The organism is Sandaracinus amylolyticus, assembly GCF_000737325.1.
Taxonomy (GTDB): Bacteria; Myxococcota_A; Polyangia; order Polyangiales; family Sandaracinaceae; genus Sandaracinus; species Sandaracinus amylolyticus.
In genome coordinates, this window is sequence record NZ_CP011125.1 from 2,338,658 (window position 1) to 2,360,705 (window position 22,048).

Consider the following 22,048-nt stretch of genomic DNA (forward strand, 5'->3'; position numbering starts at 1 on the left):
CTCGTGGCACGGCTTTGCGGTGGCTCTCGCCCCGACGCATCATCGCGCTCGATGGCCGATCTCGAGGAGCACGCATTCCGGCGCGATCGACGCTTCCTGGTGCGCCTCGTGGTGCTGCTCGTGCTCGGTGCGGTGGGTGGGCTCTGGGCCGTGAGCCACCTGACGTCGCGCTCGTTCGCCGGATGTGCCGCGCGCACCTTCGGCGGCGCCGACGAGAGCGCGCCCGCCTCGCCCTGACGCCCGGTGTAGACTCGCCGCCTTTCCCCAGGAGGACACGTGCTCGGCAACCTCGACAGCCAAGACCGCCTGCGTCTGATGAAGTTCGTGTGCTCCTTCGCGTGGGCCGATCTGCGGATCGCGGATCAGGAGCGCAGCTTCGTCCAGAAGATGATGCGCAAGCTCAAGCTGGACGACGCCGAGGCGAAGCAGGTCCAGCAGTGGCTCGAGCTCCCGCCGCGCGCGGACGAGGTCGATCCGAACGACATCCCGCGCGAGCACCGCGCGCTCTTCCTCGAGATGGCGAAGAGCATCGTCGGCGCGGACGGCGAGATCAGCGAGGAGGAGCGCGAGAACCTGGCGCTCCTCGAGCAGCTCCTGTCCTGATGCGGATCGCGTTCGCGCTCGCAGGGGCTCCGCGCGCAGCGCTCGAGACGGACGGCTTCGGAACACCGGCTTGAGCGCGCTCGATCCCGAGTCGATCGAGCGCGCGCTGCGCGCCGGGCGCGTCGAGCCGTTCGTGGTGCGGGCGGAGCGCGCCGAGGGCGTCGCGGCCCGCCGGTACGCGCGTGAGCTCGCGGCGCGCGCGTTCTCGCTCGCGGATCCGGGCAGCGTCGCGATCGCGCTGAGGGCGCGGGCCCGCGCCCTCGGGATCGAAGAGGCGGCGATCGGCGCGTGCGAGGAGACGCCTCCTCCCCACGCCGTGCGCGTGCCGCTCTTCGACGCGTCGGCGGGCGATGCGCTCGTGCGGATGCTGTGGATCGAGTTCGACCCTGCGGGCGGCGGCGGGGACCGACCGGCGCTGGGCGCGCGCGCGAGCGCGGCGTTCGCGGATGCGCTCGCGATGGCGGCCGAGCGGGCAGCGCCACCGCGCGCGATGGAACGCTTCCGGCTCGTCGCGGCGCGACCGCGCGCGCTCGAGGCCGTCGCGATCGACGGCGAGTCGCTCGGCGCGGCGGCGTTGGTGAGCGCGGTGTCGCTCTGGAGCGAGCGATCGACGCGCAGCGGGATCGCGGTGACCGGCGCGCTGCGCAGCGGCGTGATCGCGCGGGTGGGCGCGATCCCCGCGAAGGTGCGCGCGGCGCGCGAGGCGGGCTGCGACGTGATCGTGGTGCCCGCCGAGCAGGAGGACGAAGCGCGCGGCGCGGGCGCGGGCATCGAGGTGATCGCGGTGCGCACCGTCGAGGCGCTGCTCGACGCGACGCTCGTCGCGGTGCGCGCTCGTCGCGATCCCGAGCGCGCGGTGCGCGAGGCGCGTGCGCTCTTCGCCGAAGGATGGCGTGGATATCGCTGGCCCGCGATCGACGAGCGGCTCGCGCGCGTCGCCGGCACGCTGCCCGATGCGCGCCCCGACCTGCAGATCGAGACGCTCTCGCGCCTCGCTGCCGCGCGGCGTCACCTCGGCGATCCCGAGGGCAGCCTGCGCGTGCTCGAGAGCGCGCGCGTGATCGCGGAGAGCCAGGCCGACGCGGTCCCGGACGGGCCGCTCACCGCGCTCGAGCAGCAGCGCGCGATGACGGAGCTGAAGCTCTTCCGGTTCCGCGCCGCAGCCCAGGCGGCGCAGCGCGCGATCACGATCGCGCGCCGCGCGCGGCTGCGCGGTGAGCACATCAAGGCGCTCGGCTGCGCGGGGCTCGTCGAGATGGGGCGGCGGCGCGACGACGCGGCGCGCGCCTGCTTCGACGAAGCGCTCGCGCTCACGCTGCGTCACGCGCCCGAGGACGCGGCGCGCAGCCGGGTGTACCTGATGGAGGCGCTCGGTCGGCTCGGCCGCGACGCCGAAGCGCGCGCGATGTGGCGCGCCGCGATGCACGAGGTCGCGGAGGACGAGCCCGGCGCGCGCGGCAAGAAGGAGAGCTGGGTGCGCACCGGATGGGGCGGCGCGCTGGTCGCGCTCGCTCGCTGGTCCGAGGCGCGCGAGGTGCTCGACGTGCCGGCGGTGCACGAGGCGCTTCACGAGCATCCGCTGCCCGGGCTGCGCGCTCGACGTCACCTCGGGCTCGCGCTCGCGCGAGGCGACGATCGCGACGCGCGCGAGCGCGGGCTGCACCTGCTGGCGAGCTCGACGCTCGCGCACGGACGCGCGCTCGAGCCGGGGCTGCGCTCGCTGGCGCACGTCAACGTGCTCGTCGAGGCGGAGGTGCGCGTCGCGAGCGCACGGCTCGACGAGGACGCGACGGCGCGCACCCGCGCCGCGCTCGCGGCGCTGCCGACGTGGGGCGATGCGCCCCGATGGCTCGGCGCGGCCCGAGGGCGCGTGGAGCGAGCGCTGGCGAAGAGCAGCCCCGACGCGCTCGGCCGCGCGCTGCGCGAGCTCGTGGCGCGCTGCGAAGCGATCTGACGGCATTGAGTCCGGGGCTCGCATCGGGTAACTCCCTCCGCTCGCGTCTCCGATGTCCTCGCCCGACACGCTCTTCGCCGCTCTGATCGCGCTCCGCGACGCCGAGGATCCCCTCGCGCGACGCCACGACGTGCACTGGCGCGCCGTGGACGCGTGGCTGCGCGAGACGTGGCCCGCGGGCGGCGCGGACGCCGACGAGGCGCGCCAGGAGACGCTGCTCGCGATTGCGCGCAACGTGCGGACGATGGAGGCCTCGGTCCCGCTGCAGGCCGCGAAGTGGGTCTCGACGATCCACCGCCGCAAGAAGGTCGACGGCTTCCGGATGCGGAAGCGCGATCCGGTGCAGCGCGGGCTCGACCGCGGAAGCGAGAGCGAGGACGCGACGCCGCTGCTCGATCGCCTCGAGGGCGACGCGGGCGGCGATCTCGACGGCAACGCGCTGGAGCGCGTGCTCGCGACGATCGAGGATCACGTCGAGGCGGAGCTGCAGGCCACAGAGCCGAACGCGGCGAGCCGTCACCTCAAGCGCATGCAGGCGCGCGCGACGCTGCACCGCGCCGTGCTCGAGGCGGACTTCGACGCGATCGCCGCGGCGCTCGACGCGGGCGAGCCGCTCACGCGCGATCGCGTCTACAAGTGGGTCGAGCGCGGGCGGCCGTGGGTGCTCGCGGGACTCGATCGCTGGGTGCGCGAGTCGGGGGAAGGCTCGACCGCGTCCGACATCGCGGCGGCGGTGCGCGAGCTCGTGAGCGCGCGGCGCGCCGACGCGGGGAGGCCGCGGCCGTCGCGGCGACGCGGGGAGGGATCGTGAGCGCGTCAGTCGCACCGCACCCGCGGCGTCGGGAGCGCGCCATGCACGCCGTCGCCGCTCCGAGAGCCGCTCGTTCGCCCCACGCACCGGGATCGCCGGGATCGCGGGCCGGCGCGTCTCGGTCGAGCCGAGGTCGAGCGCGCGGGTGCGACGATCTGGCTGCCATCGAGGGAGCTGCGCGATGACGGACGAGCTGCAGCGAGCCTGGGAAGAGCGCGCGCGCACCGCCGCGGCGTGGCGAGAGGGAGACGCGATCGGGCCGGTGCTCGAGGCGCTCGCGCTCTCGGTCGCGCTCGAGGTGACGGGCGCGCTGCCCGACACGTCGCGCCGCGCGCGCGAAGATCTCCGCCGCGTAGGACAGCGCGCGCTGCTCCATGCGGGCGCCGAGCGTCGCGACGACGAGGACGAAGAGGAAGCGCTGCGCATCGCGCTCACGCTGGCGCGGGACGGGCTCCGTGCGCTCGCCGGCCGTGCGCCGGATCCCGAAGCCGCGCCGCGCTCCGAGCCCTCGCCGCGAGACGTCTCGCGGCTCCTCTCGGGCCGTCTCGATCCGTTCGAGGCCGCGAGCATCGCGCGCCGGATCCGTGCTTCGGCGCGCGCGCGCGAGGAGCTCGCGTGGGCGCTGCGGACGTCGGCGCGCCCCGACGGGACGCGCGCACCGCTCGTGCTCGCTGCGGCGGACGGGGAGCCGATGCGTGATCCCGCGAGCGGCCGGCGGGTCGCGCAGGTCGAGGACGCGCGCACCGGCGCGGCGCGCGTCGAGGTGTACGCGTTCGACGACGGACAGCTGGCCGCCTACGCGACGACCGACGCGCCGCTGCGGCTCGAAGGAGTGGGGCTGCGGACCACGTCGATGCAGCCGGGCTACTGGTCGGGCCACGCCGAGGGCGAGGGGGAGCTCGCGATCGCGCTCTTCGTCGGCGAGGAGCGCTTCGACCTGCACGTCGAGCGCTGAAGGCGCGCTCGACGGCGCGCGGAGCGGCGTCCATGTTCACCGCCGAATGCGCGTCAAGCTGCCCACCGTCTCCGCGCGATCCGAGGGCCTCGGCCTGCCGACGATCATGGACCGCGCGCTCGCGAGCCGGCACGGCGCGACCTACGTGCACCTCGCGGTGTTCGCGATCGACGTCGATCGCGTGCGCGACTCGCTCGACGACGTCGACTCGCCGCACCCGTTCGCGTGGGAGGTCTTCCTGCTCGAGCGCTACCTCGTCGATCGCCTCGATCCCGGCGACCCCGCGCACCGCGCGCTGATCGAGGACGCGGTGCTCGGCGTGCTCGAGGGCGAGCCCGGGGAGCCGGTGATGGGCTCGCAGCTCCCGTTCGCGGTGTGGGACGCGATCGCGCGCGGCGTGTGGCCCGACGACATGCGCGCGATGTTCCGCGGCTGGAAGGCGCGCCCGAAAGAGCTCGTCGCGGCGCTCGCGCCGCTCTGGGGCGACGCGGATCGCGTGACGCGCGAGCTCGCGCAGCTCTGCCTCGACACCCCGATGGAGCCGCCGCTCGCTCCGCCGACGCTCGAGACGCTGCGCGCGATGACCGGCTGATCAGCGCGCGACCGGAGGACGCGACGACGGGCGCCCCGTGCCCGGGAAGCGCGTCCCGATCGCCGGCGGACGGATCTCGTGCTCGCGCATCACGGCGACCGGATCGTGCGCGATCTCGACCTTCCTGCCCGCGACCATCGACGCGACGAGGTTCCCGGTCTCGACGGCCATGCGCAGCAGCGGGCTCGCCGCGGAGATCACCGTCACCGAGTGCCGGAGGTAGTCGCGCGGCCGCGCCCGCATCCGCGCGAGGTACGCCTTGCGCGCTTCGGTGTCGTAGGCCCGCACGCTGCGCCAGTCGTGGAAGATGAAGAGCCCGCCCGCCTCGGCGATCTCCTCCTTCCGATGGCGCAGCGCGAGGTCGATCCACGACTGCACGAGCTCGGCGTTCTCCGCGGTCGCCTGCTCCACGGTCGCCTGGAACACCAGCACCGCAGGATCGGTCCACCAACCGAGCCCGAAGCGCGCGTCGAACGCCTGCACCGGCCACGAATCGAGCGGTGCGCGTGGTGTCGGTGAAATCATGACTGTGCAGTCTCACATTTTGTCACGGGGTCCACCAGCCCCGCCTTGTCGCGCCCTTCCGAGGTCCCATGCGAGGGCGGAACGGAGGAGAGCATGGAGCCGATCGGCGAAGGTCAGCGCATCCCGGACCTCACGCTCCGCGTGCGCGAGAGCGGCCAGTGGAAGGACCTCACGACGCGCGAGCTGTTCGGCGGTCGCACCGTCGTCGTGTTCGGCCTGCCCGGCGCGTTCACGCCGACATGCTCGACGTCGCACGTGCCGCGCTACGAAGAGCTCGCGGGGGAGCTCGCGCAGCACGGCGTCGACGAGATCGTCTGCATCTCCGTGAACGACGCGTTCGTGATGGAGGCGTGGGGGCGCGATCAGGGCGTCGAGCGCGTGCGCCTCCTGCCCGACGGCAACGGGGATCTGACGCGCGCCCTGGGCTTCCTCGTCGACAAGCGCGAGCTCGGGTTCGGCCCGCGCAGCTGGCGCTACTCGATGCTCGTCGAGGACGGCGTCGTGAAGAAGCTGTTCGTCGAGAAGGAGATCGCGGGCGACCCCTACGACGTCTCCGACGCGGACACGATGCTGCGCTACGTCGCGCACGGCGCGTCGCCTTCGCCGCTCGACGTCGCGATGCTCACGAAGCCCGGCTGCACGCACTGCGCACGCGCGCGCGATCTGCTCACGAAGGCCGGGCTGCGATGGCAGGAGGTGCGCAGCACGCCGCGCCTGTTGCGCGCGATGGCGGGCGCCGCGACGACCCCGCAGATCTTCGTCGACGGCACGCGCATCGGGGGCGCGGATCAGCTCGAGCAGTGGCTCGCGAAGCGCGGGGAGCCCGCGGTGTAGCTGCGTCGCGGCGAGCGCTCACTCGCTCCACGCGCTGAGCCACGCGCCCGTGTGTTCGGCGTGGTGTACGAGCGCTGCGTAGTACGGATGCCGTGCGAGCGTCGCTGCGTCGCCGAGCACCAGCAGGAAGCGTCGCGCGCGCGTGACCGCCACGTTCGTGCGGCGCACGTCCTCGAGGAACCCGAGCTGCGCCTCGTCGTTGCTCCGCACGAGATCGACGACGATCGCGAGCTTCTCGCGCCCTTGGAAGCTGTCGACGGTCGCGATCTCGAGGCCTGCCGCGAGCTCGGGCTCGAGCGCGTCGCGCAGGAGGCGCACCTGCGCGTGATAGGGCGTGATCACACCGACGTCGCTCGGCGCGACACCGCGCGCGATCAGTCGACGCACTTCGTCGGCGATGCGCTCGGCGTTGCCGGGGTTGCGCGTGCTCGGGTCGTCGGCCTCGCGAACTTCTTCCCAGCCGCGCCCTGCGGTGTCGACCAGCACGAACGGGCCTTCGCGCGACGGGTCGGGCTCGATGCCCGGCAGCTCCTCGAGGCGCGCGGTGCGCACGTCCTCTGCCGTGATGAGCACGGCGCCGTAGGTCGCGTCGTTGGGGAACGCCATCAGCGCTTCGTGCATGCGGTGCTGCACACGCAGCGTCGTCACCACGCGCGCATCGCTCTGCGTCGCGGCGATGCGCTCGAAGAACGTCGACCCGAGCCCGAGATCGAGCGCCTCGCGTGCGATCACCGTCGGCGGCAGCTGGTGCGGATCGCCCGCGAGCGTCGCCTTCGGCGCGCGGAGCAGCGCGACGAGCGCGATCGGATCGGGCGCCTGCGTCGCTTCGTCGAGCACCACGCGATCGAACGCTTCATGTTCGAGCAGCCACGCGTCCGCGCCCGCCGCGGTCGCGGCGATGACGCGCGCGCGAGAAAGGATCGTGCGCTGCGCGTCCTTCAGGTACTCGCGCGCATCGCGCATCAGCTGCCGCACCTCGCTCCACGCGGCGCGCTTCTCTTCGCCGCGCAGCGTGCCGCGCTGGGTGCGGTTCAGCGTGCGCCGGCGGAGATCCTCGGCCTCGCGCGTCCACCGGCGCGCGAGCTTCCACGCGTCGGTCTTCTCGAGCAGCGCGTCCAGGGTGCGCTCCTCCATCGCCGGCGAGACGCGCGCCGGGTGTCCGATGCGCACCACGTTCTCGCCCGCGTCGACGAGCCGCTCCGCGAGGTTGTCGACCGCGGTGTGGCTCGCGGCGGTGACGAGCACGCGCTCACCGCGCGCGACCGCCTGGCGCACCAGCTCGGTCAGCGTTCGCGTCTTGCCGGTGCCCGGCGGTCCGAGCACCAACGAGAGATCCCGCGCCGCGAGCGCGCGCTGCACCGCGACGCGCTGATCGTCCTCGAGCGCCTCGTCGAATGCTTCGAGCTCCAACGATTTCGCGTCGAAGTCCGGGGCCCGCGCACCGAGCAGCGTCGCGACCGACTTCGCCTCGTCGCTGCCCTTCTTCGCGTGCTTCGCGCGCTCGATCGCGCGCGCACCGCGATCGAAGGTCACTTCGGGCGCTTCGCGATCGAGGCGGAACCCCTCGGTCCACAGCCACTCCGGCACCTCGCCGTCGATCGCGACCGCGAGCGCGTCGCTGCGGCGTCGCGAGACGATCGCGCGCACCACGTCGGGCCCCTCGGGATCGTCCTGCCAGAGCAGCACCGGATCGCCCTGGCCGATCCGCAGATCGCGCATCTCGCCGTCGCGCGGCGCGAGCCACAGGATCGTGCGCCCGCCGGGCGCCGCGTCGGTGTCGGTCACCGCGAGATCGCGCAGCGCGAGGCCGCGCTCCACGCGCTGCGCGAGCGTGAGCAGCCTGCGCTCCTCGCGGAAGCGGGCGCGCGCCCCGAGCCGCTCGGCGTGCAGCGCGCGCGCGAGCCGATCGAGCTCGGCTTCGACGTCGATCGTCATCGCGCGCGAGCCTGACACGCATCGCTATTCCGATCCCACGATCCCGTCGAGCGCCGAGCGCGTGGGCGCGCCGTCCGACCAGAGGCGCGCCGGCGGCGGCCCGTCCTCCTCGTAACGCGGCACGAACGTCCGGTGCGCGATGCGCCACTCGCCGTCCTCGCGCACCAGCTCGTCGGTGTACGTGCCCACCACGTGCACCGTCGCGCCGGTCTCGAGCACGCGGATGTGCTCGCTCATCGTCGAGCGCGCGGTCGCGTGCCCGGCATCGTGGAGCTCGATCGACGTCGCCGACACGGCGTAGAGCAGCACCTCGATGTGCTCCTCGTTGCCGGTGAGGAACGCGCGGATCGCCTCGCGTCCGTCGAGCCGCCAGGCATCCGACGAGCGTCGCTCCCACACGATGCGCGACGCGAACGTCGTCTCGAGGCGATCCCACTCGTGGTGGTTGATCGCGTCGCTCGCGCGATCGAGCACCTCGCGGATCGCGAGCCGGTCCAACGCATCGGGGCGCGTCGCGACGCCCGCACATCCCGCGAGCACGCCGAGCAGCGCGACGAGCGCCCTCACGACGCACCTCCGACGCCCATGCCGCCGTCGACCGCGAGCACCGCGCCGGTCACGAACGCGGCCGCGTCCGACGCGAGGTACGCGACCGCGCTCGCGACGTCCTCCGCGCGACCCATACGCGGCAGGGGCTGCAGCGTGCCGATCGCGCGCGCGATCTCGGTGCGCGCCGCGTCCTCGGAGAGCCCCGCCGCCTGGAAGATCTCGGTCGGCACGAGCCCCGGCGAGACCACGTTCACGCGCACGCCGAGCGGCGCCCACTTCCGCGCCATCCCCTGGCTCATCACCTCCACCGCGCCCTTGCTCGCGAGGTAGACGAGATCGATCGGCAGGTTCGCCGCCACGCCCGCGGAGCCGACGTTCACGATCGATCCGCGCGTCGCGCGGAGGTGCGGCAGCGCATCGTGCGAGAGCCGGTACATCGCGCGCACGTTGAGCGCGAACGCGTCGTCGAACGCGTCGTCGGTGGCGACCTCCCAGGTCCCGCGATCGATTGCCGGCGTCGGCGCGCCCGCGTTGTTGACGAGGAGATCGAGACGTCCGGTGCGCGCCACGAGCGCGTCGACGACCTCCGCCGCGAACGCACGATCGCGCAGGTCACCCACGATCACGTGCGCGCGCCCGCCGCGCGTCTCGATGTCGCGCGCGAGCGCCTCGAGCCGATCGCGCCGTCGCGCCACCAGCCCGGCGATCCATCCCGACTGCGCCAGCCGCTCCGCGATCGCGCGCCCGAGCCCGGAGCTCGCGCCCGTGATCAACGCCACCTTCTGCTCACCTTCGTTGCTCATGACGCGAACCTGGTGCGCTACCGTCGCGGCGTGAATGCGAAGAATCCGGATGACACTCTGAAGCAGAGCGAAACAATCCGCGCGCCCGGGCTCGTGCAGCTCCCGGTGTTCCTCGAGGTCGCGCGGCGCCGCAGCTTCAGCGCCGCGGCGCGCGCGCTCGGGATGTCGCCCTCGGCGACGAGCCAGGCGATCGCGCGGCTCGAGGAGGAGCTCGGCGTCGCGCTGCTCGTGCGCACCACGCGCAGCGTGAACGTCACGCCCGCGGGCGAGCGCCTCCTCCGCGACGCAGGCCCGGCGATCACGACCGCGCAGACCGCGCTCGTCACCGCGCAGCGCGGTCGCGAGGAGCCTTCGGGCGTGCTGCGGCTGAGCGTTCCGCGCATCGCGTGCCGCGTCGGTCTGCTGCCGGTGCTCGCGGAGTACGCGCGGCGCTTCCCCGCAGTGCGCACCGACGTCGTCGTCGACGACGCGAACGTCGACATCGTTCGCGAAGGGTTCGACGCGGGCGTGCGACCCAAGCGCGCGCTCCAGGCGGACATGACGCGCGTGCAGCTGAGCGGACGGCTGCGGATGGTCGTGGTCGGCTCGCCGCGGTACGTCGGGACGCGCGGTCGACCTTTGCACCCGCGCGACCTCGTCGAGCACGCGTGCCTCACCTGGCGCCGCGACGACGGAGGCGAGCATCGCTGGGCGCTGCGCGAGCGCGGTCGAGCGCTCGAGGTGAGCGTGCGAGGTCCGACGATCTCGGACGACGTCGAGCTGCTGCTCGCCGCGGCCGAAGAGGGGATGGGCCTCGCGTACGTCGCCGAGCCCGAGGCCGCGCGCGCCATCGCGGAGAAGCGCTTGGTCACCGTGCTCGACGCGTGCTCCGTCGAGCTCGACGGCCTCTACCTCTACTACCCGCGCACCGCGCGCAGCGAGCCCAAGCTGCGCGCGCTCGTGTCGTGCGTGCGCGCCGTCGCGCGCCTGCCGGGTCGTACAGCTTGACGATCCCGTCACACGCGATGAAGAGTCGCCCCTCGATGCATCCGATCTTGTTCGAGATCCCGACGCCCTGGGGGGCTCTGCCCATCTACTCCTACGGCGTGATGCTCGGGACCTCGATGATCGTCGCCTGGTACGTGATCATGTGGCTGGGCGAGCGCGAGGGCGAAGGGCGCGAGACGCTGGCGAACACGTTCATCGTCACCGCGGTCTCGGCGATCGTCGGCGCGCGTGCGCTCTACATCCTCACGAACCCCGGCGAGTTCGAGTCGTTCCAGGACCTCGTGAACCTCCGCGGCGGCGGGCTCGTCGCGTACGGCGGGTTCCTCGGCGGCTTCTTCGGCGCGCTCTTCTATCTGCGCTCGCAGAAGAGATCGCTGCTCTCGTTCGCCGACGTCGCCGCGCCGACGCTCGCGCTCGGTCTCGCGCTCACGCGGATCGGCTGTTACCTCTACGGCTGCGACTACGGCGCGCGCCTCGAGGACGACGCGCCCTCGTGGCTTCGCGCGCTCGGCACCTTCCCGCACTGGGCCGACGGCAACGGCTCGCCCGCATGGGCGCACCACGTCGCGGAGTACGACCTCGCGCACGACGCGGCGCACTCGTTCCCGGTGCACCCGACGCAGATCTACGAGTCGCTCGCGGGGTTCGTGCTGCTCGGCGTGACGCTGTTCATGTGGCGTCGTCGCTCGTTCCGCGGCGAGGTGCTGCTCGCGCTCACGATGTTCTACGGCGTGTGGCGCTTCGCGATCGAGTACGTGCGCGACGATCCCGAGCGCGGGTTCGCGTTCGGCTTCTCGACGTCGCAGCTCGTGTCGCTCGCGCTCGTGCCGATCGCGGGGTTCTTCTACTTCGAGGGCAAGAAGGCGCAGCAGCGCGCGCCGGTGCCGGTGATGCGCCTCGGCGCGCCCGAGACCTACGCGACGCCGACGACCGCCAAGCCCGCGCGAGAGAGCGCACCGAGCGAGGAGCTCGAGGCCGTCGCGCCCGAGGCGAAGAAGAGCGGCGCGAAGAAGAAGAAGGGCGCGAAGCGCTGACGCGTCAGGGCGCGGTCGCCGCGCCCGCGTCGGCGGCGCTCGTCGCGCCACCATCGCCCGCTGCCGCGCGTTGGGCGCGCGCCTGATCGAACGCGCGCATCACCGTCGGCGACGTCCGGCGCGAGTCGAGCTCGAGGTCCGGCTGTCGCTCGAGCGCCTCGCGGAACGCCTCGACCGCGAGGTCCTCGCGCGAGAGCGCGACGTACGCGACCGCGAGCGTGCGCTGGATCGTCACGACCTGGTTGCCCGTGAGCTCGCCTGCGCCGAGCAGTCGGTTGCCGAGCGAGACCGCCTCGGTGTAGCGACCGACGCGCACCTGGTCCTGCAGCTGCGGCAGCTGCTCGCCGATCAGCGCCTGTCGATCGCGGACCTCGCCGTCGTTCGGCGTCACGCCGGTGCGCTCCGACACGATGCGACGGCCCTCCTCGGACAGCACGAGATCCGGGAGCGGAACGAGGATCACCTGACCGCGCGAGAGCCGCAGCGTGCGCAGCGAGTTGAAGCGACGCAGCGTGCGCGAGCCGTCGGTCGTGCCGTAGTACGTCTGCGCGACGTGGTTGAGCGTGTCGCGCTGATCGGCGACGTGGCGCAGCGGGTAGGGGATGAGCAGCTCGGCGCCCTCGGGCGGCTGCGAGCCCTCGACCGCGGGGTTCGCCTCGACGATCGCGTACGCGCGGCGCGCGTCGCCGTAGTGCACGTCCGCGATCTGCGCCCACGTCTCGCCGGCGCGCACGCGGTGGTAGTTCACCGTCGGCACCACGAGCCGCAGCCCGACGACGATCGCGCTGCCGCCCTGCGTCGTGAGCCCGTTCTCCGCGACGAGCACGCTCTCGCGGCGCGGATCGCCGTAGTAGCGCTGCGCGATCGACGCGAGCGTCTCGCCGTCGCGCACGACGTGCACGTACGCCGGGAAGTCCGCGCGCGCGACCTCCTGCGAGACCAGCAGGACGAGCGACACGAGCAGCACGAACGAGAGCGCGCGCAGCGGGCGCGTCATCCTGGACCGCCCCCCGTCGTGCTCGCCGAAGGCAGCGCGGTCGCTCCGTCGGCGCCCACCGCAGGGACCGCGCCGGGATCGAGCGGCGCGGGCGTCGTCGCGTGGCCGGGTTCTTCCTCGACCAGCGTCTCGTCGATCAGCTGCACCTCGCCCTCCTCGACCCACACCTCGCGATCGATGCCGCGGAAGTACGGGTTGTGAAGGCGGAGGAAGTGGCGCCCCGGCGCGAGCGCGATGCGCTGCGCGCTCGGCGTCGTCAGCACGTGCTGCCCGTCGATGTACACCTCGGCCCACGGGTCGACGACGAAGCGCAGATAGCCAGCGCGTTGTGGCACCACCGGCGCGCCGCTCTCCGCGGCGAACTGATCGGGATCGCCGGCGAGCCTTCCGCTGAACGCCTGGATCGCGCCGCCGCCGCCGAGGATCGCGGCGAAGAGCGCGCCCTGCACCATCCAGTTGTGCACGAGCAGCGTCCGGTCGCTCGCGCTGCGGCGCACGCGGTTGGGCGCGCTCGCGGCGAGGATCTCGTCGGCCTGCTCGTCGCTGATCGTGCCGACCTCGCGCAGGTACATGACGAGCCGCGCGTTGTGGTTGATCGGCACGCGCGACGCGAGGAAGTCCTGCAGGTCGTCGATCAGCGCCTGCGTGGTCGGATACCGGTTCGCCGGCATCTTCTCCATGCAGCGCGCCATGATGCGCTCGAGCGCGCGCGGCACCGTCGTGTTGATCTTCCGCGGCGACGTGTAGCGATCGAGCCGGATCTTCTGCATCACGGTGCGCGCGTCGTCCTCGACGAACGGCTTGCGCCCCGTGACCATCTGGTAGAGCACGATGCCGACCGAGAAGATGTCGCTGCGGAAGTCGAGCTTGTCGCCGAGGATCTGCTCGGGCGACATGTAGCTCGGCGTGCCGAGGCCCGTGCCCGTCTCGGTGAGATCGCTGAGCTTGTCGTCTCGCGCGATCCCGAAGTCCATCAGCTTCACCTCGCCGTGATGGCTGATCATCACGTTGGCGGGCTTGATGTCGCGGTGGATGATCCCGCGGAAGTGCGCGTAGTCGAGCGCGCGCGCGACCTGCAGCGCGATGATCGATGCGACCTCGACCGGGAGACGCGGCGTGATCTCGAGGAGGTCGTACAGGTCGATGCCCTGCACGTACTCCATGACGATGTACATCGTCCCGCGTTCTTTGATGAAGTCGTAGACGTGGAGGATGTTCTCGTGCTGCAGCGAGGCCATGAAGTGGGCCTCGCGCTCGAAGCGCTTCGCGAACCCCGAGTCGACCGCGATGCTCGGCTTCAGCGCCTTGATCGCGACGAGGCGGCCGAGCGGCTCCTGCACCGCTTTGTAGACGACGGCCATGCCGCCGCTGCCGATCTCGCCGAGGATGCGGCAATTGCCGATGCGATCGACCATCAGGAGAGGCGCGATCGTGGCAGCGGAGTCGGGCACTGTCAACGAAACCCAGGTGTTTCCGCACCCTTCGCAACGCGCGCGCGGCGTTGACGGAAAGGGCTCCGCTCCCGCAGCATTCGAGTCTCGGTGACGTTGCCTCGTCCTTACTCCGAGTCGGACGACGAGGTCGTCGTGGACGGCTGTGTCCGCGGGGATCGCGACGCCTACGAGGTGCTCGAGGCGCGTCACGGACCGCTCGCCGAGGTCGTGATGCTGCGCGAGCTCGGGACCGCCGCGGAGAGCGAGCGCGAGCTCGAGCAGATGCGCGACGCGCTGTGGGATCACCTCGCACGACACGGCGGCGCGGCGCTGCGCACGTGGACGCCGCGCGAGAGCTCGCTGCGCGCGTGGCTCTGCGTCGTCGCGCGCAACGTCGCGCGGAGGCAGGTCGAGTCGAGCACGACGCGCGCGTCGATCGTCGCGTTCTTCCCGACGCCGCCGGTCCTGCACATGCGCGACGTCGAGGCCGAGCAGAGCGCGATCCTCGTGCACGACCTGCTCGAGCGACTGCCGCCGACGTCGGGCGCGCTGGTGCGGCTGCGGCTTCGCGGGATGGATCGCGAGCAGATCGCGGGCGCGGTCGGGCAGGCGCAGGCGGTGATCGTCGCGAGCTTCGAGCGCATCGCGGCGCGCATCGGCGAGGAGGTCGAGAAGGGCGGCGAGAGCGCGGCGAAGCTCGCGACCGAGGCGTACCGCATCGTGCTCGGCGCAGCGGACGCGGCGGAGCGCACGCGCGCGGCCGTGCGCACCGAGGACGACGAGGCGTTCCGCGCAGCGCGCACGATGGCGGAGGCGACGTGGCGGAGCGTGCGCGCGCGCGTGCTCGGCAAGAACGCGTCGCACACGGCGCTATGCCTCGACGAGAAGGCGATCGCCGGTTTCGTCGACGGCACGATGCGCGGTGCGGCGCGCGCGCGCAGCGAGGGTCACGTCGGAGCGTGCGCGCGATGCGTCGACGAGGTCGCGACGCTCTCGACCGATCTGCGCATCGTGCCGGTGCTGCGCGACGCGGCGGGGCTCGATCGTGCGGTCGCGGTCGCGGCGGGATGTCTCGCGGCGACGCGCTTCGAGGCGGCGCGTCGGGTCGCGGCGCTCGTGCGCGGAGAAGAAGAGCGCGATCGTCGTGCGGCGCGCGACGTCGAGCGGCTCGCGCGCGCCGCGGCGTCGCTGCACGGCGGGCGTCCGCCTCCGACGAACGAGGTCTCGGGCCTCGTGGTGCGTGGGCTTCCCTCCGACGAAGAGGCGCCGCTCGTCGCGTTCGAGGCGCTCGCGCGCGACGACGCGCACGCGGCGCATCGCGCGATCGACGATCACACCGCGCGTCATCCGGTCGCGGCGCGGCTGCGCCTGCTCGCGGCGGGCGCGGGCGAAGATCCGGTGCGCGCGCGCTCGCTCGCTCGGGACGTGACCGCGAGGCCCCGCGCCGATCGCGGCGCGCTCGAGGATGCGACGTGTGTGCTCGCGCTCGCCGAGGGCCGCGCGCTCCCTCGCGAGATCGTGGTCGAGCGACTGCGCGACGTGCTGCCCGACGTCATCCGCGTGACGCTCGCGCGCGTCGCGCGCGGCTGAGAGTGTGTCCAACATCGGCTCGCCCGCTCAGGGCCCTCCCGTCGACGTGCTCCGCACGCTCGCGTGCGGTCCCTGAGCGGGCGAGCACTCCAGCTGGACTGAGACGGATCTCGGGGCGCGCCTCCAAACACCGGACGACGACGCGTCGCGTCGTCGTGGGAGGTCGCAGCCGATGCGAGGGCTCGAGGTCCGTCGTGCGTGGATCGGGGTGTTGTGCTCGCTGCTCGCCGTGGGCTGCTCGTGCGAGCCCAGCGCGCCGATGGAGGAGGAGGACGCGTCGGAGCCCGAGTGGGACGGCGCGTTCTTCCGCTGCGCGGGATCGCAGGACGACACGCCGACCGAGGAGACGCTCGCCGCCGCGATCGAGCGGATCGACGTGTGGGAGGACGGCGAGATCAGCGTGCCGCTCGGGCCGCTCGGGTGCGTGCGCTACGAGCGCGTGATCGAGGGCGGTGTGCTCGTCGAGAGCCGCGTCGTGCGCGAGATCGACGTCGAGTACGACCTCGAGCTCGAGGGCTTCGTGCCGGTGATCGTCACGCTCGCGGAGTGGACGCGCGGCAGCGACGGAGTGATGCGCGGGCGACTCCACGCGGACGACGAGGTCGAGCGCGACGACACCTTCTTCGAGATCGAGGAGACGATCGGCGCGGGACGCCTCGAGCGTGTGTTCCGCAATCCGTCGAGCCGCGACGTCGAGGAGCGGACGATCATCGAGCGCCGTGCGGACGGCTCCGAGTGGCAGACGCGCGAGGAGCTCGTCGAGGGCGTGCTGACGACGGTGAGCGAGACCCGGATCACCGACGAGCACCTCGAGCAGGATGGCGGTGGCGGCGGTTCGTGCGACGTCGGCGACTGCGACGATGCGACGAGCGAGCGCCTCAATCGACTGATGCGCCAGGTGATCCAGCGCGGGTTCGACTGTCTGCTCAACCAGGGCGCGGATCGCGGCGACGTGCGCGCGCGGAGCCTGATCGCGATCGGCCTCATGTGGAACAGCGCGCGCTCGTTCCAGTGCGCGACGGGCTCGGGCTGCGGCTACTACGGGCGCTGGTGTCTCGCCTGTCAGCTCGAGGGCGAGACGCTGCAGATGACGCTGCTGATCGACGGGCGCACCGACGCGCAGCTCTCGGAGACGATCTTCCACGAGATCATGCACGGCGCGGTCGGCGTGCACGACGAGGACATGGTGCAGCTCGTCCGGCAGGACGGGGACACCGAGTACCAGATGCTGCGCTACACGGATCCCGTCTACGCGTGCACCGAGTTCTGCTTCGGCAGCACGGCGTATCGGAACTCGTGCTCGTGCGCAGCCTGCTTCCGCGTGCGCACGTGCCACGACCTCTGCTCGAGCGCGGGTGGATGCGTCGCGCGCGACGCGATCACGCGCGAGGTCGTGATGAGCGAGGCGGTCGGCGCCGCGTGCCGCACCGAGGGCGAGCCCACGACGTTCCACCGCACGATGGCGGCGTGCCAGGGCGCGTGCACCGGAGGCTCGTGCCGCAGCTACAGCCGGTCCTGTGATCCGACCTGCAAGTAGCGCGGGCATCGCGGCGGTCGCGGCGGCGGCCGCGATCACCACGATGTTCGTGTACGCGCCGCTCGCGGATCTCTCGCTCGAGCGATATCAGCTGCCGAAGGAGCTCGCGCTGATCGCGGCGTCCGCGCTCGCGATCGGCGGGCTCGCGCGGCGCGTGCGCTGGGACGTGCTCGATGTCGCGATGGGGCTCGCCGCGATCGCCGCCATCGCGAGCGCTGCGTGCGCGACGAACGGGTGGATCGGCGCGCGTCTCGCGGCGCTGACGGTCGCGGGCGTCGCGCTCGCGATCGCGCTGCGCGAGGAGGACGACGACGCGCGGGATCGCGCGCGCGGTTGGGTGATCGCGGCGGCGGGCGCGCTCGCGGCGATCACGCTCGCGGAGACGTACGGCGCGATCGCCGGGATGTCGTCGTACGGGCGCGCGCCGGGCGCGACGCTCGGGCAGCGCAACACCGTCGCGCACGTGCTCGCGATCGTCGTGCCCTTCGCGTGGCGCGCCTCGATCGTGTCGTCGCGCGCGCGGTGGCGGGTCGCGGCGATGCTCGTCGTCGCGCTCGCGAGCGCGGCGATCGTCGTGACGCGGAGCCGCGCCGGCTGGCTCGCGCTGGGCATCGGGGCGATCGCGCTGGCGGTGTGGGCGGTGGTCGATCGTGGTCGTCGCGCGCGCCACCTCGGCAGCGCGCTCGCGATGACGAGCGGGATCGTCGCGGTCGCGACGACGCGACCGGCGCTCGCGTGGCGCAGCGCGCACCCGTATCGCGACACGCTCGAGCGGCTCGTCGACGCGAGCGGCGGGAGCGGCCACGGGCGGCTCGTGCAGATCGACGCGTCGCGCGCGCTGATCCACGAGCATCCGTGGCTCGGCGTGGGCCCGGGGAATTGGGCCGTCGAGTATCCCGCGGTCAGCCCGTCCGGTGATCCCACGTTCTTCGCGGATGCGTGGGAGCACACGGGTCGGCTCCTCACGAGCGACGTGGCGGCGCTGGCGATCGAGCGCGGCGCGCTCGGCGTCGTCAGCGGGCTCGCGTGTGGGATCGCGCTGATCGTGGTGATCGCGCGGCTCGAGGATCGATCGCTTCGCGCGGTGTGCGCCGCGTGCCTCGGCGCGACGGTGCCGCTCGTGCTCTTCGACTCGGTGCTGCAGATCGCGGCGCCGCTCGCGGTGCTCGCGGTGTTGCTCGCGCCGCCCGTCGATCGCGAGGTGCGCGTGTGGGGCGCGCCGCGCTGGATCGGGATCGTGCTCGCGACGGGCTTGATGCTCGCGGCGACCCATCGTGCGATCGAGATCCAGGCGCTCGCGCTGCGGGCGCACGGCACTCCTGCCGCGCTCGCATCCGCGGCGCGGCTCGACCCCGGCGACTACACGTCGCGCGCGAGGCTCGCGGAGACGCTGCTCGCGGAGGGCGACTGCCCGCACGCGCTGCCGCTGCTCGACGAGATGGTCGCGCTGCGCCCGCGACACCGGCGCCCGCGCACGGAGCGCGAAGTGTGCGAGGCGCTCACGGCACCACGCACGCCACGCGCTCGCTGACGTCCACGCCGCCGCGGCCATCGCGCACCACCGCGGTGAACCGCACGAGCAGCCCGCTCTCGGGCACTTCGTCGATCTCGGGCAGCGCCCAGTCGATCTCGATCGCGGGGTCCTGCGTCGTCGTGTCGTCGACCGCGCTGAACGTGCGCTCGAAGCGGCCGGCCGTCGCGAAGTGCGAGATCTGCAGCACCTCGCGCTTGTCCACGTTCGCCGGAGGATCGCCCTCGACCGCGACGTACGTCTCGCGATCGGCGTCGCTCGCCGTGATCGTGATCGTGCGGTCCGCGCGCTCGCTCGAATCGATCTGCGGGATCTCCAGCTCGGCGCATCCGTCGAGCGGCGGCTCGGCGCTCGGCGGATCCCAGGCGTCTCCCGCGAGCGTCCATGCCTCGTCGGCGATCGACGGATGTCGGTTCGCGGCTTCGCCCGTCGCGAGCGGGACGTTCAGCACGACGAGCTCCGCGCGCTCGCCCTCGGGCCCGCCCTCGCACTCGGGCACGTCGCCCGTGTCGACGAGCGCAGGCGTGCCGCCGCCGACGCACACCGCGCCGGTGATCAGCAGCTCGCGCCCCGCGCCCTCCGGCACCACCAGCTCGGTGCGCAGCGGCTCGATGCTCGGCGCGCGCGGCGGGAGCACGACGATCGTTCCCGGCGTGCACGCCGGCGCACCGGTCGAGCCCGGGAGCGGCGCGCAGGCGACCAGCGTCGCCGCGATCTCCTCGGGGCCCGCGGGTCGGATCGTGATCCACTCGATCACGATCGCGTCGCCCGGCGCGGGCTGGGCGATCTCCGGCGCATCGACGACCGACACCCGCGCGGCGACGATGCGCGTGCGATCCACGACCGAAGGCGGGTCGAGCGAAGGCCCGCACGCGAGCGACATCGACGCTCCGAACAGGCCGACTCCCGCGAGGACGACTCCGATGCTGCGCGCCGACATCAGAGCTCTCCTCGGATTCCGATCGACGGGAGGATCGGCAATCCCGGCAGATCCCGCGACTCGGAATAGTCGTAGTTGTAGATGCGCCCTTCGGGGTTCGTGCTGTTGTAGACGTTCTGCACGTCGATGTAGAACGTCAGCGACACGTCCCCGATCCTCCAGAGCTTCTGGAGCCGCACGTCGAGGCGATGGAAGAACGGATTCCGATCCGAATTCACCGCGCCGTAGATCGGGCGATAGGTGCTCGTTCGCACGTCCTGGATCGCGCCGCCGATCGGCGTGTACGGATTGCCGCTCACGAGCCGGAACGTGCCGCCGAGCTCCCAGCCCTGTCCGATGCGCCACACGAGCGCGAGCGTGAGGATGTGCGTCTGATCGAAGTCGAACAGGCGCCATTCCTGGCCCGGCCCGTCCTGTCGCTCGCTGCGCGAGAGCGTGTACGAGAGGAACCCGAAGAGCGGATAGGGCCCATCGGGCTCCATGCGCGCCGCGACCTCGAGGCCGTAGATGCGCCCCAGTCCGTCGTTCGTGAAGAACGGCGCGACGCCGCGCGGCGTCGCGACCACACGATCCCAGAGGTGCTTGTAGAAGCCGTCGAGGGAGAACGACATCCCGTGCTCCGGGAGCCGCAGATCACCGCCGAGCCCGACGTGCAGCGCGTGGATCGGCTCGAGGTCCGGATTGCCGAGATCCTCCACGCTCTCCTGGAATTCGGGCGGCTGCGAGAAGAGGCCGACGCCGGTGCGCAGCGCGATCTGATCGGTGAGGCGCACGCGCGCGGTCATGCGCGGATCGACCGTGAGCTCCTCGATCTCGCGGTAGTAGTCGGCGCGCACGCCGAGCACGAGATCGAGCCGCTCGAACAGCGTCACGTCGGTCTCGACGTACGCCGCCGGGCGATAGGCGACCACGTCGTCGATCGCGAAGTCGATGCGCTCGTCGGTCGGCATCGCGGGCATGCCCTCCGACTGGGCGGTCGGCGGGCCGCGGAACAGCAGGCTCAGCGGCGTGATCTGCATGTCCATGCCGACGATCGTCCGCACGCTCGGCGAGAGCTGCATGCGCCACTCGCTGCGGATGTTCAGCGGCAAGAACTCGCCGTCGAGCTGGAACGCGTCGCCCACGCCGAGCTCCAGCAGGTTGACCCCGAAGCCGACCTGCACGTCCTGCTCGAGCCAGCCCTCGACGTGCCGCCATCCGATCTGGATGCGATGGAATTGCGTCGAGATGCCGAGATTGCCGCGCACCGCGAAGTCGCCGTCCGACGGATTCGCGAGCAAGAGGCGGAGCTCGTCGCTGCTGCCGTAGATCGCGAGTCGGATTCGATCGGCGTCGGTGGGAGTCCAGGTCGCGAGCGCTTGATAGTCGTAATAGACGGGCGCAGTGAGGAAGTCCGGCGCGTCGTCTCCGAGGCTGTCCTGAGCGAGCGCGAGGACCGCGTCGATGTAGCTGCGCCGGAACGCCAGCGCGAACGCGAAGTCCTCGTCGATCGGGCCCTCGAGCATGATCGACGCGTCGATGCCGCCGCTGAGATCGATGAACCCGTGGAATCCGTCGAAGCGCGGATCGCGCGGATCGACCTCGAGGATGCCGCCGATCTTGCGCCCGTATCGCACCGAGAAATTGCCGGGGACGAACTCGATGCGCTGAAGGAGCTGCGAATTGAAGAACGAGGTCAGTCCGCCGAAGTGATAGAGGAGCGGGACCGGATTGCCGTCGAGGAACACCTGGCTGTCACCGGGCGCCGATCCGCGCACCAGCAGGACGCCGCCGCCGAACGCAGGGCGCCCGACGCCCGGGAGCAGCTCGACGACCCGCAGCGCGTCGCCGCGCGTGCCCGGCATGCGCGTGAGCACTTCGCGGCGCAGCACACGCCGCACGGCGTCGCGTGGCGAGGGCTCGACCTCGGCGCGCGCGCGGAACACGGGCTCCGGGTCCTCCGGCGCGTCGGCCTCGGTCTCGCTCTCGGCCTCGGCCGCGCTCTCGCCTTCGGCCTCGGTCTCGGTCTCGGTCTCGGTCTCGGCCTCGGCGTCGCCCTCCGCGGCGGGCTCGATCTGCTCCTCGACGACGCGCGCCTCGAACACGTAGCGATATCGGATGCGCGCCCCGATCGCGCGCTCACCCACTCGCGCCGGCTCGAATACGAACACGCGCGCCGCGGTCATGGCGCGCTCGTCGAACGCCTCGAGGCCTTCGCCCGCGCCCTCGACGACGCGCACGTCGGACACCGTGCCTTCCGCCGTGACGGTGATCTCCAAGAGGACCGCGGCGTCGCGATCCTCGAGCCCCTCGGGCGGATCGCTCGGAACGAATTGCGTGAGCCGCGGTGGGCTCGGTCGGGCTGGCGCGTCGTCCGCCGGCGCGTCCTGCGCTTTCACGTGCGCTGCGTTCGCGACGACCACGGCCAGCGCGAACAGCAGCGACGCGAGCCACCCGCG

Annotated in this window: 20 protein-coding genes; 12 read left to right on the plus strand and 8 right to left on the minus strand. The window is 72.5% G+C overall.

The genetic code is table 11. The features are described from left to right. Positions 1–51: 51 nt before the first annotated feature. From DB32_RS09810 to DB32_RS09835, 6 genes are all read left to right on the plus strand, one after another. Positions 52–237, plus strand: coding sequence for a hypothetical protein (locus DB32_RS09810; RefSeq protein ID WP_053232159.1), 186 nt, complete (start codon positions 52–54; stop codon positions 235–237). Positions 238–276: 39 nt separating this feature from the next. After that, on the plus strand, positions 277–603 hold the full coding sequence (locus DB32_RS09815) for a tellurite resistance TerB family protein (protein ID WP_053232160.1): 327 nt from the start codon (positions 277–279) through the stop codon (positions 601–603). Between the two features lie 70 nt (positions 604–673). Further along, positions 674–2,557, plus strand: coding sequence for a S16 family serine protease (locus DB32_RS09820; RefSeq protein WP_053232161.1), 1,884 nt, complete (start codon positions 674–676; stop codon positions 2,555–2,557). 52 nt (positions 2,558–2,609) lie between these two features. Then, on the plus strand, positions 2,610–3,368 hold the full coding sequence (locus DB32_RS09825; protein ID WP_053232162.1) for a hypothetical protein: 759 nt from the start codon (positions 2,610–2,612) through the stop codon (positions 3,366–3,368). A 181-nt stretch (positions 3,369–3,549) separates the two neighbouring features. After that, complete coding sequence (locus tag DB32_RS09830; RefSeq protein ID WP_053232163.1) at positions 3,550–4,323, plus strand: hypothetical protein; 774 nt, start codon at positions 3,550–3,552, stop codon at positions 4,321–4,323. Between the two features lie 46 nt (positions 4,324–4,369). Next, on the plus strand, positions 4,370–4,915 hold the full coding sequence (locus DB32_RS09835; protein ID WP_053232164.1) for a hypothetical protein: 546 nt from the start codon (positions 4,370–4,372) through the stop codon (positions 4,913–4,915). Here the strand turns inward: DB32_RS09835 and DB32_RS09840 are convergent, their stop codons facing one another. Continuing rightward, the gene (locus DB32_RS09840; RefSeq protein WP_157068904.1) at positions 4,916–5,440 is read right to left on the minus strand and encodes a hypothetical protein; all 525 of its coding nucleotides are present in this window, start codon (positions 5,438–5,440) and stop codon (positions 4,916–4,918) included. 93 nt (positions 5,441–5,533) lie between these two features. On the opposite strand from DB32_RS09840, the gene DB32_RS09845 reads away from it, so the two are divergent. Continuing rightward, complete coding sequence (locus tag DB32_RS09845) at positions 5,534–6,274, plus strand: glutathione peroxidase (protein ID WP_053232166.1); 741 nt, start codon at positions 5,534–5,536, stop codon at positions 6,272–6,274. 18 nt (positions 6,275–6,292) lie between these two features. Here DB32_RS09845 and DB32_RS09850 read toward each other — a convergent pair whose 3' ends face one another. From DB32_RS09850 to DB32_RS09860, 3 genes are read right to left on the minus strand one after another with little or no spacing between them, the layout of a single operon-like run. Continuing rightward, positions 6,293–8,209 carry an AAA domain-containing protein gene (locus tag DB32_RS09850; RefSeq protein WP_053232167.1) on the minus strand — a complete coding sequence of 639 codons (1,917 nt, stop codon included), beginning with the start codon at positions 8,207–8,209 and terminating at the stop codon, positions 6,293–6,295. Between the two features lie 24 nt (positions 8,210–8,233). Then, positions 8,234–8,776 (minus strand): nuclear transport factor 2 family protein, encoded by a 543-nt coding sequence (locus DB32_RS09855; RefSeq protein ID WP_053232168.1) that lies wholly within the window; start codon positions 8,774–8,776, stop codon positions 8,234–8,236. Further along, entirely contained in the window at positions 8,773–9,561 is a 789-nt protein-coding gene (locus DB32_RS09860; protein WP_053232169.1) for an SDR family NAD(P)-dependent oxidoreductase, read from the minus strand. Before DB32_RS09860 ends, DB32_RS09855 begins: the two co-directional genes overlap by 4 nt. Positions 9,562–9,591: 30 nt before the next feature. Between DB32_RS09860 and DB32_RS09865 the strand changes: the two genes are divergently transcribed. After that, positions 9,592–10,548: a LysR family transcriptional regulator gene (locus DB32_RS09865; RefSeq protein WP_169791396.1), complete on the plus strand. Its 957-nt coding sequence runs from the start codon at positions 9,592–9,594 to the stop codon at positions 10,546–10,548. 35 nt (positions 10,549–10,583) lie between these two features. Next, positions 10,584–11,582: a prolipoprotein diacylglyceryl transferase gene (locus DB32_RS09870; RefSeq protein ID WP_169791397.1), complete on the plus strand. Its 999-nt coding sequence runs from the start codon at positions 10,584–10,586 to the stop codon at positions 11,580–11,582. A 4-nt stretch (positions 11,583–11,586) separates the two neighbouring features. Here the strand turns inward: DB32_RS09870 and DB32_RS09875 are convergent, their stop codons facing one another. Together DB32_RS09875 and DB32_RS09880 are read right to left on the minus strand one after the other, a co-directional pair. Next, positions 11,587–12,579: a LysM peptidoglycan-binding domain-containing protein gene (locus DB32_RS09875; RefSeq protein ID WP_053232172.1), complete on the minus strand. Its 993-nt coding sequence runs from the start codon at positions 12,577–12,579 to the stop codon at positions 11,587–11,589. Further along, complete coding sequence (locus DB32_RS09880) at positions 12,576–13,994, minus strand: serine/threonine protein kinase (RefSeq protein ID WP_053232173.1); 1,419 nt, start codon at positions 13,992–13,994, stop codon at positions 12,576–12,578. Before DB32_RS09880 ends, DB32_RS09875 begins: the two co-directional genes overlap by 4 nt. A gap of 126 nt (positions 13,995–14,120) precedes the next feature. On the opposite strand from DB32_RS09880, the gene DB32_RS09885 reads away from it, so the two are divergent. From DB32_RS09885 to DB32_RS09895, 3 genes are all read left to right on the plus strand, one after another. Next, positions 14,121–15,602, plus strand: a complete 1,482-nt coding sequence (locus tag DB32_RS09885; protein WP_053232174.1) for a hypothetical protein — start codon at positions 14,121–14,123, stop codon at positions 15,600–15,602. Positions 15,603–15,774: 172 nt separating this feature from the next. Then, positions 15,775–17,139: a hypothetical protein gene (locus tag DB32_RS09890; protein ID WP_053232175.1), complete on the plus strand. Its 1,365-nt coding sequence runs from the start codon at positions 15,775–15,777 to the stop codon at positions 17,137–17,139. Further along, a complete protein-coding gene (locus DB32_RS09895) occupies positions 17,120–18,670 on the plus strand; it encodes an O-antigen ligase family protein (protein WP_157068906.1) in 1,551 nt (516 codons plus the stop codon). Before DB32_RS09890 ends, DB32_RS09895 begins: the two co-directional genes overlap by 20 nt. Here the strand turns inward: DB32_RS09895 and DB32_RS09900 are convergent. Together DB32_RS09900 and DB32_RS09905 are read right to left on the minus strand one after the other, a co-directional pair. After that, a complete protein-coding gene (locus tag DB32_RS09900) occupies positions 18,639–19,610 on the minus strand; it encodes a hypothetical protein (protein ID WP_053232177.1) in 972 nt (323 codons plus the stop codon). The genes DB32_RS09895 and DB32_RS09900 overlap by 32 nt on opposite strands. Then, positions 19,610–22,012: a TonB-dependent receptor domain-containing protein gene (locus DB32_RS09905; protein ID WP_169791398.1), complete on the minus strand. Its 2,403-nt coding sequence runs from the start codon at positions 22,010–22,012 to the stop codon at positions 19,610–19,612. Before DB32_RS09905 ends, DB32_RS09900 begins: the two co-directional genes overlap by 1 nt. Positions 22,013–22,048: the final 36 nt, after the last annotated feature.

Coding starts and splice junctions, on each gene's coding strand:
- DB32_RS09810 (WP_053232159.1), top strand. CDS start 52: ATGGCCGATCTCGAGGAGCACGCATTCCGGCGCGATCGACGCTTCCTG.
- DB32_RS09825 (WP_053232162.1), top strand. CDS start 2,610: ATGTCCTCGCCCGACACGCTCTTCGCCGCTCTGATCGCGCTCCGCGAC.
- DB32_RS09830 (WP_053232163.1), top strand. CDS start 3,550: ATGACGGACGAGCTGCAGCGAGCCTGGGAAGAGCGCGCGCGCACCGCC.
- DB32_RS09835 (WP_053232164.1), top strand. CDS start 4,370: ATGCGCGTCAAGCTGCCCACCGTCTCCGCGCGATCCGAGGGCCTCGGC.
- DB32_RS09840 (WP_157068904.1), bottom strand. CDS start 5,440: ATGATTTCACCGACACCACGCGCACCGCTCGATTCGTGGCCGGTGCAG.
- DB32_RS09845 (WP_053232166.1), top strand. CDS start 5,534: ATGGAGCCGATCGGCGAAGGTCAGCGCATCCCGGACCTCACGCTCCGC.
- DB32_RS09850 (WP_053232167.1), bottom strand. CDS start 8,209: ATGACGATCGACGTCGAAGCCGAGCTCGATCGGCTCGCGCGCGCGCTG.
- DB32_RS09860 (WP_053232169.1), bottom strand. CDS start 9,561: ATGAGCAACGAAGGTGAGCAGAAGGTGGCGTTGATCACGGGCGCGAGC.
- DB32_RS09870 (WP_169791397.1), top strand. CDS start 10,584: ATGCATCCGATCTTGTTCGAGATCCCGACGCCCTGGGGGGCTCTGCCC.
- DB32_RS09875 (WP_053232172.1), bottom strand. CDS start 12,579: ATGACGCGCCCGCTGCGCGCGCTCTCGTTCGTGCTGCTCGTGTCGCTC.
- DB32_RS09880 (WP_053232173.1), bottom strand. CDS start 13,994: ATGGTCGATCGCATCGGCAATTGCCGCATCCTCGGCGAGATCGGCAGC.
- DB32_RS09890 (WP_053232175.1), top strand. CDS start 15,775: ATGCGAGGGCTCGAGGTCCGTCGTGCGTGGATCGGGGTGTTGTGCTCG.
- DB32_RS09900 (WP_053232177.1), bottom strand. CDS start 19,610: ATGTCGGCGCGCAGCATCGGAGTCGTCCTCGCGGGAGTCGGCCTGTTC.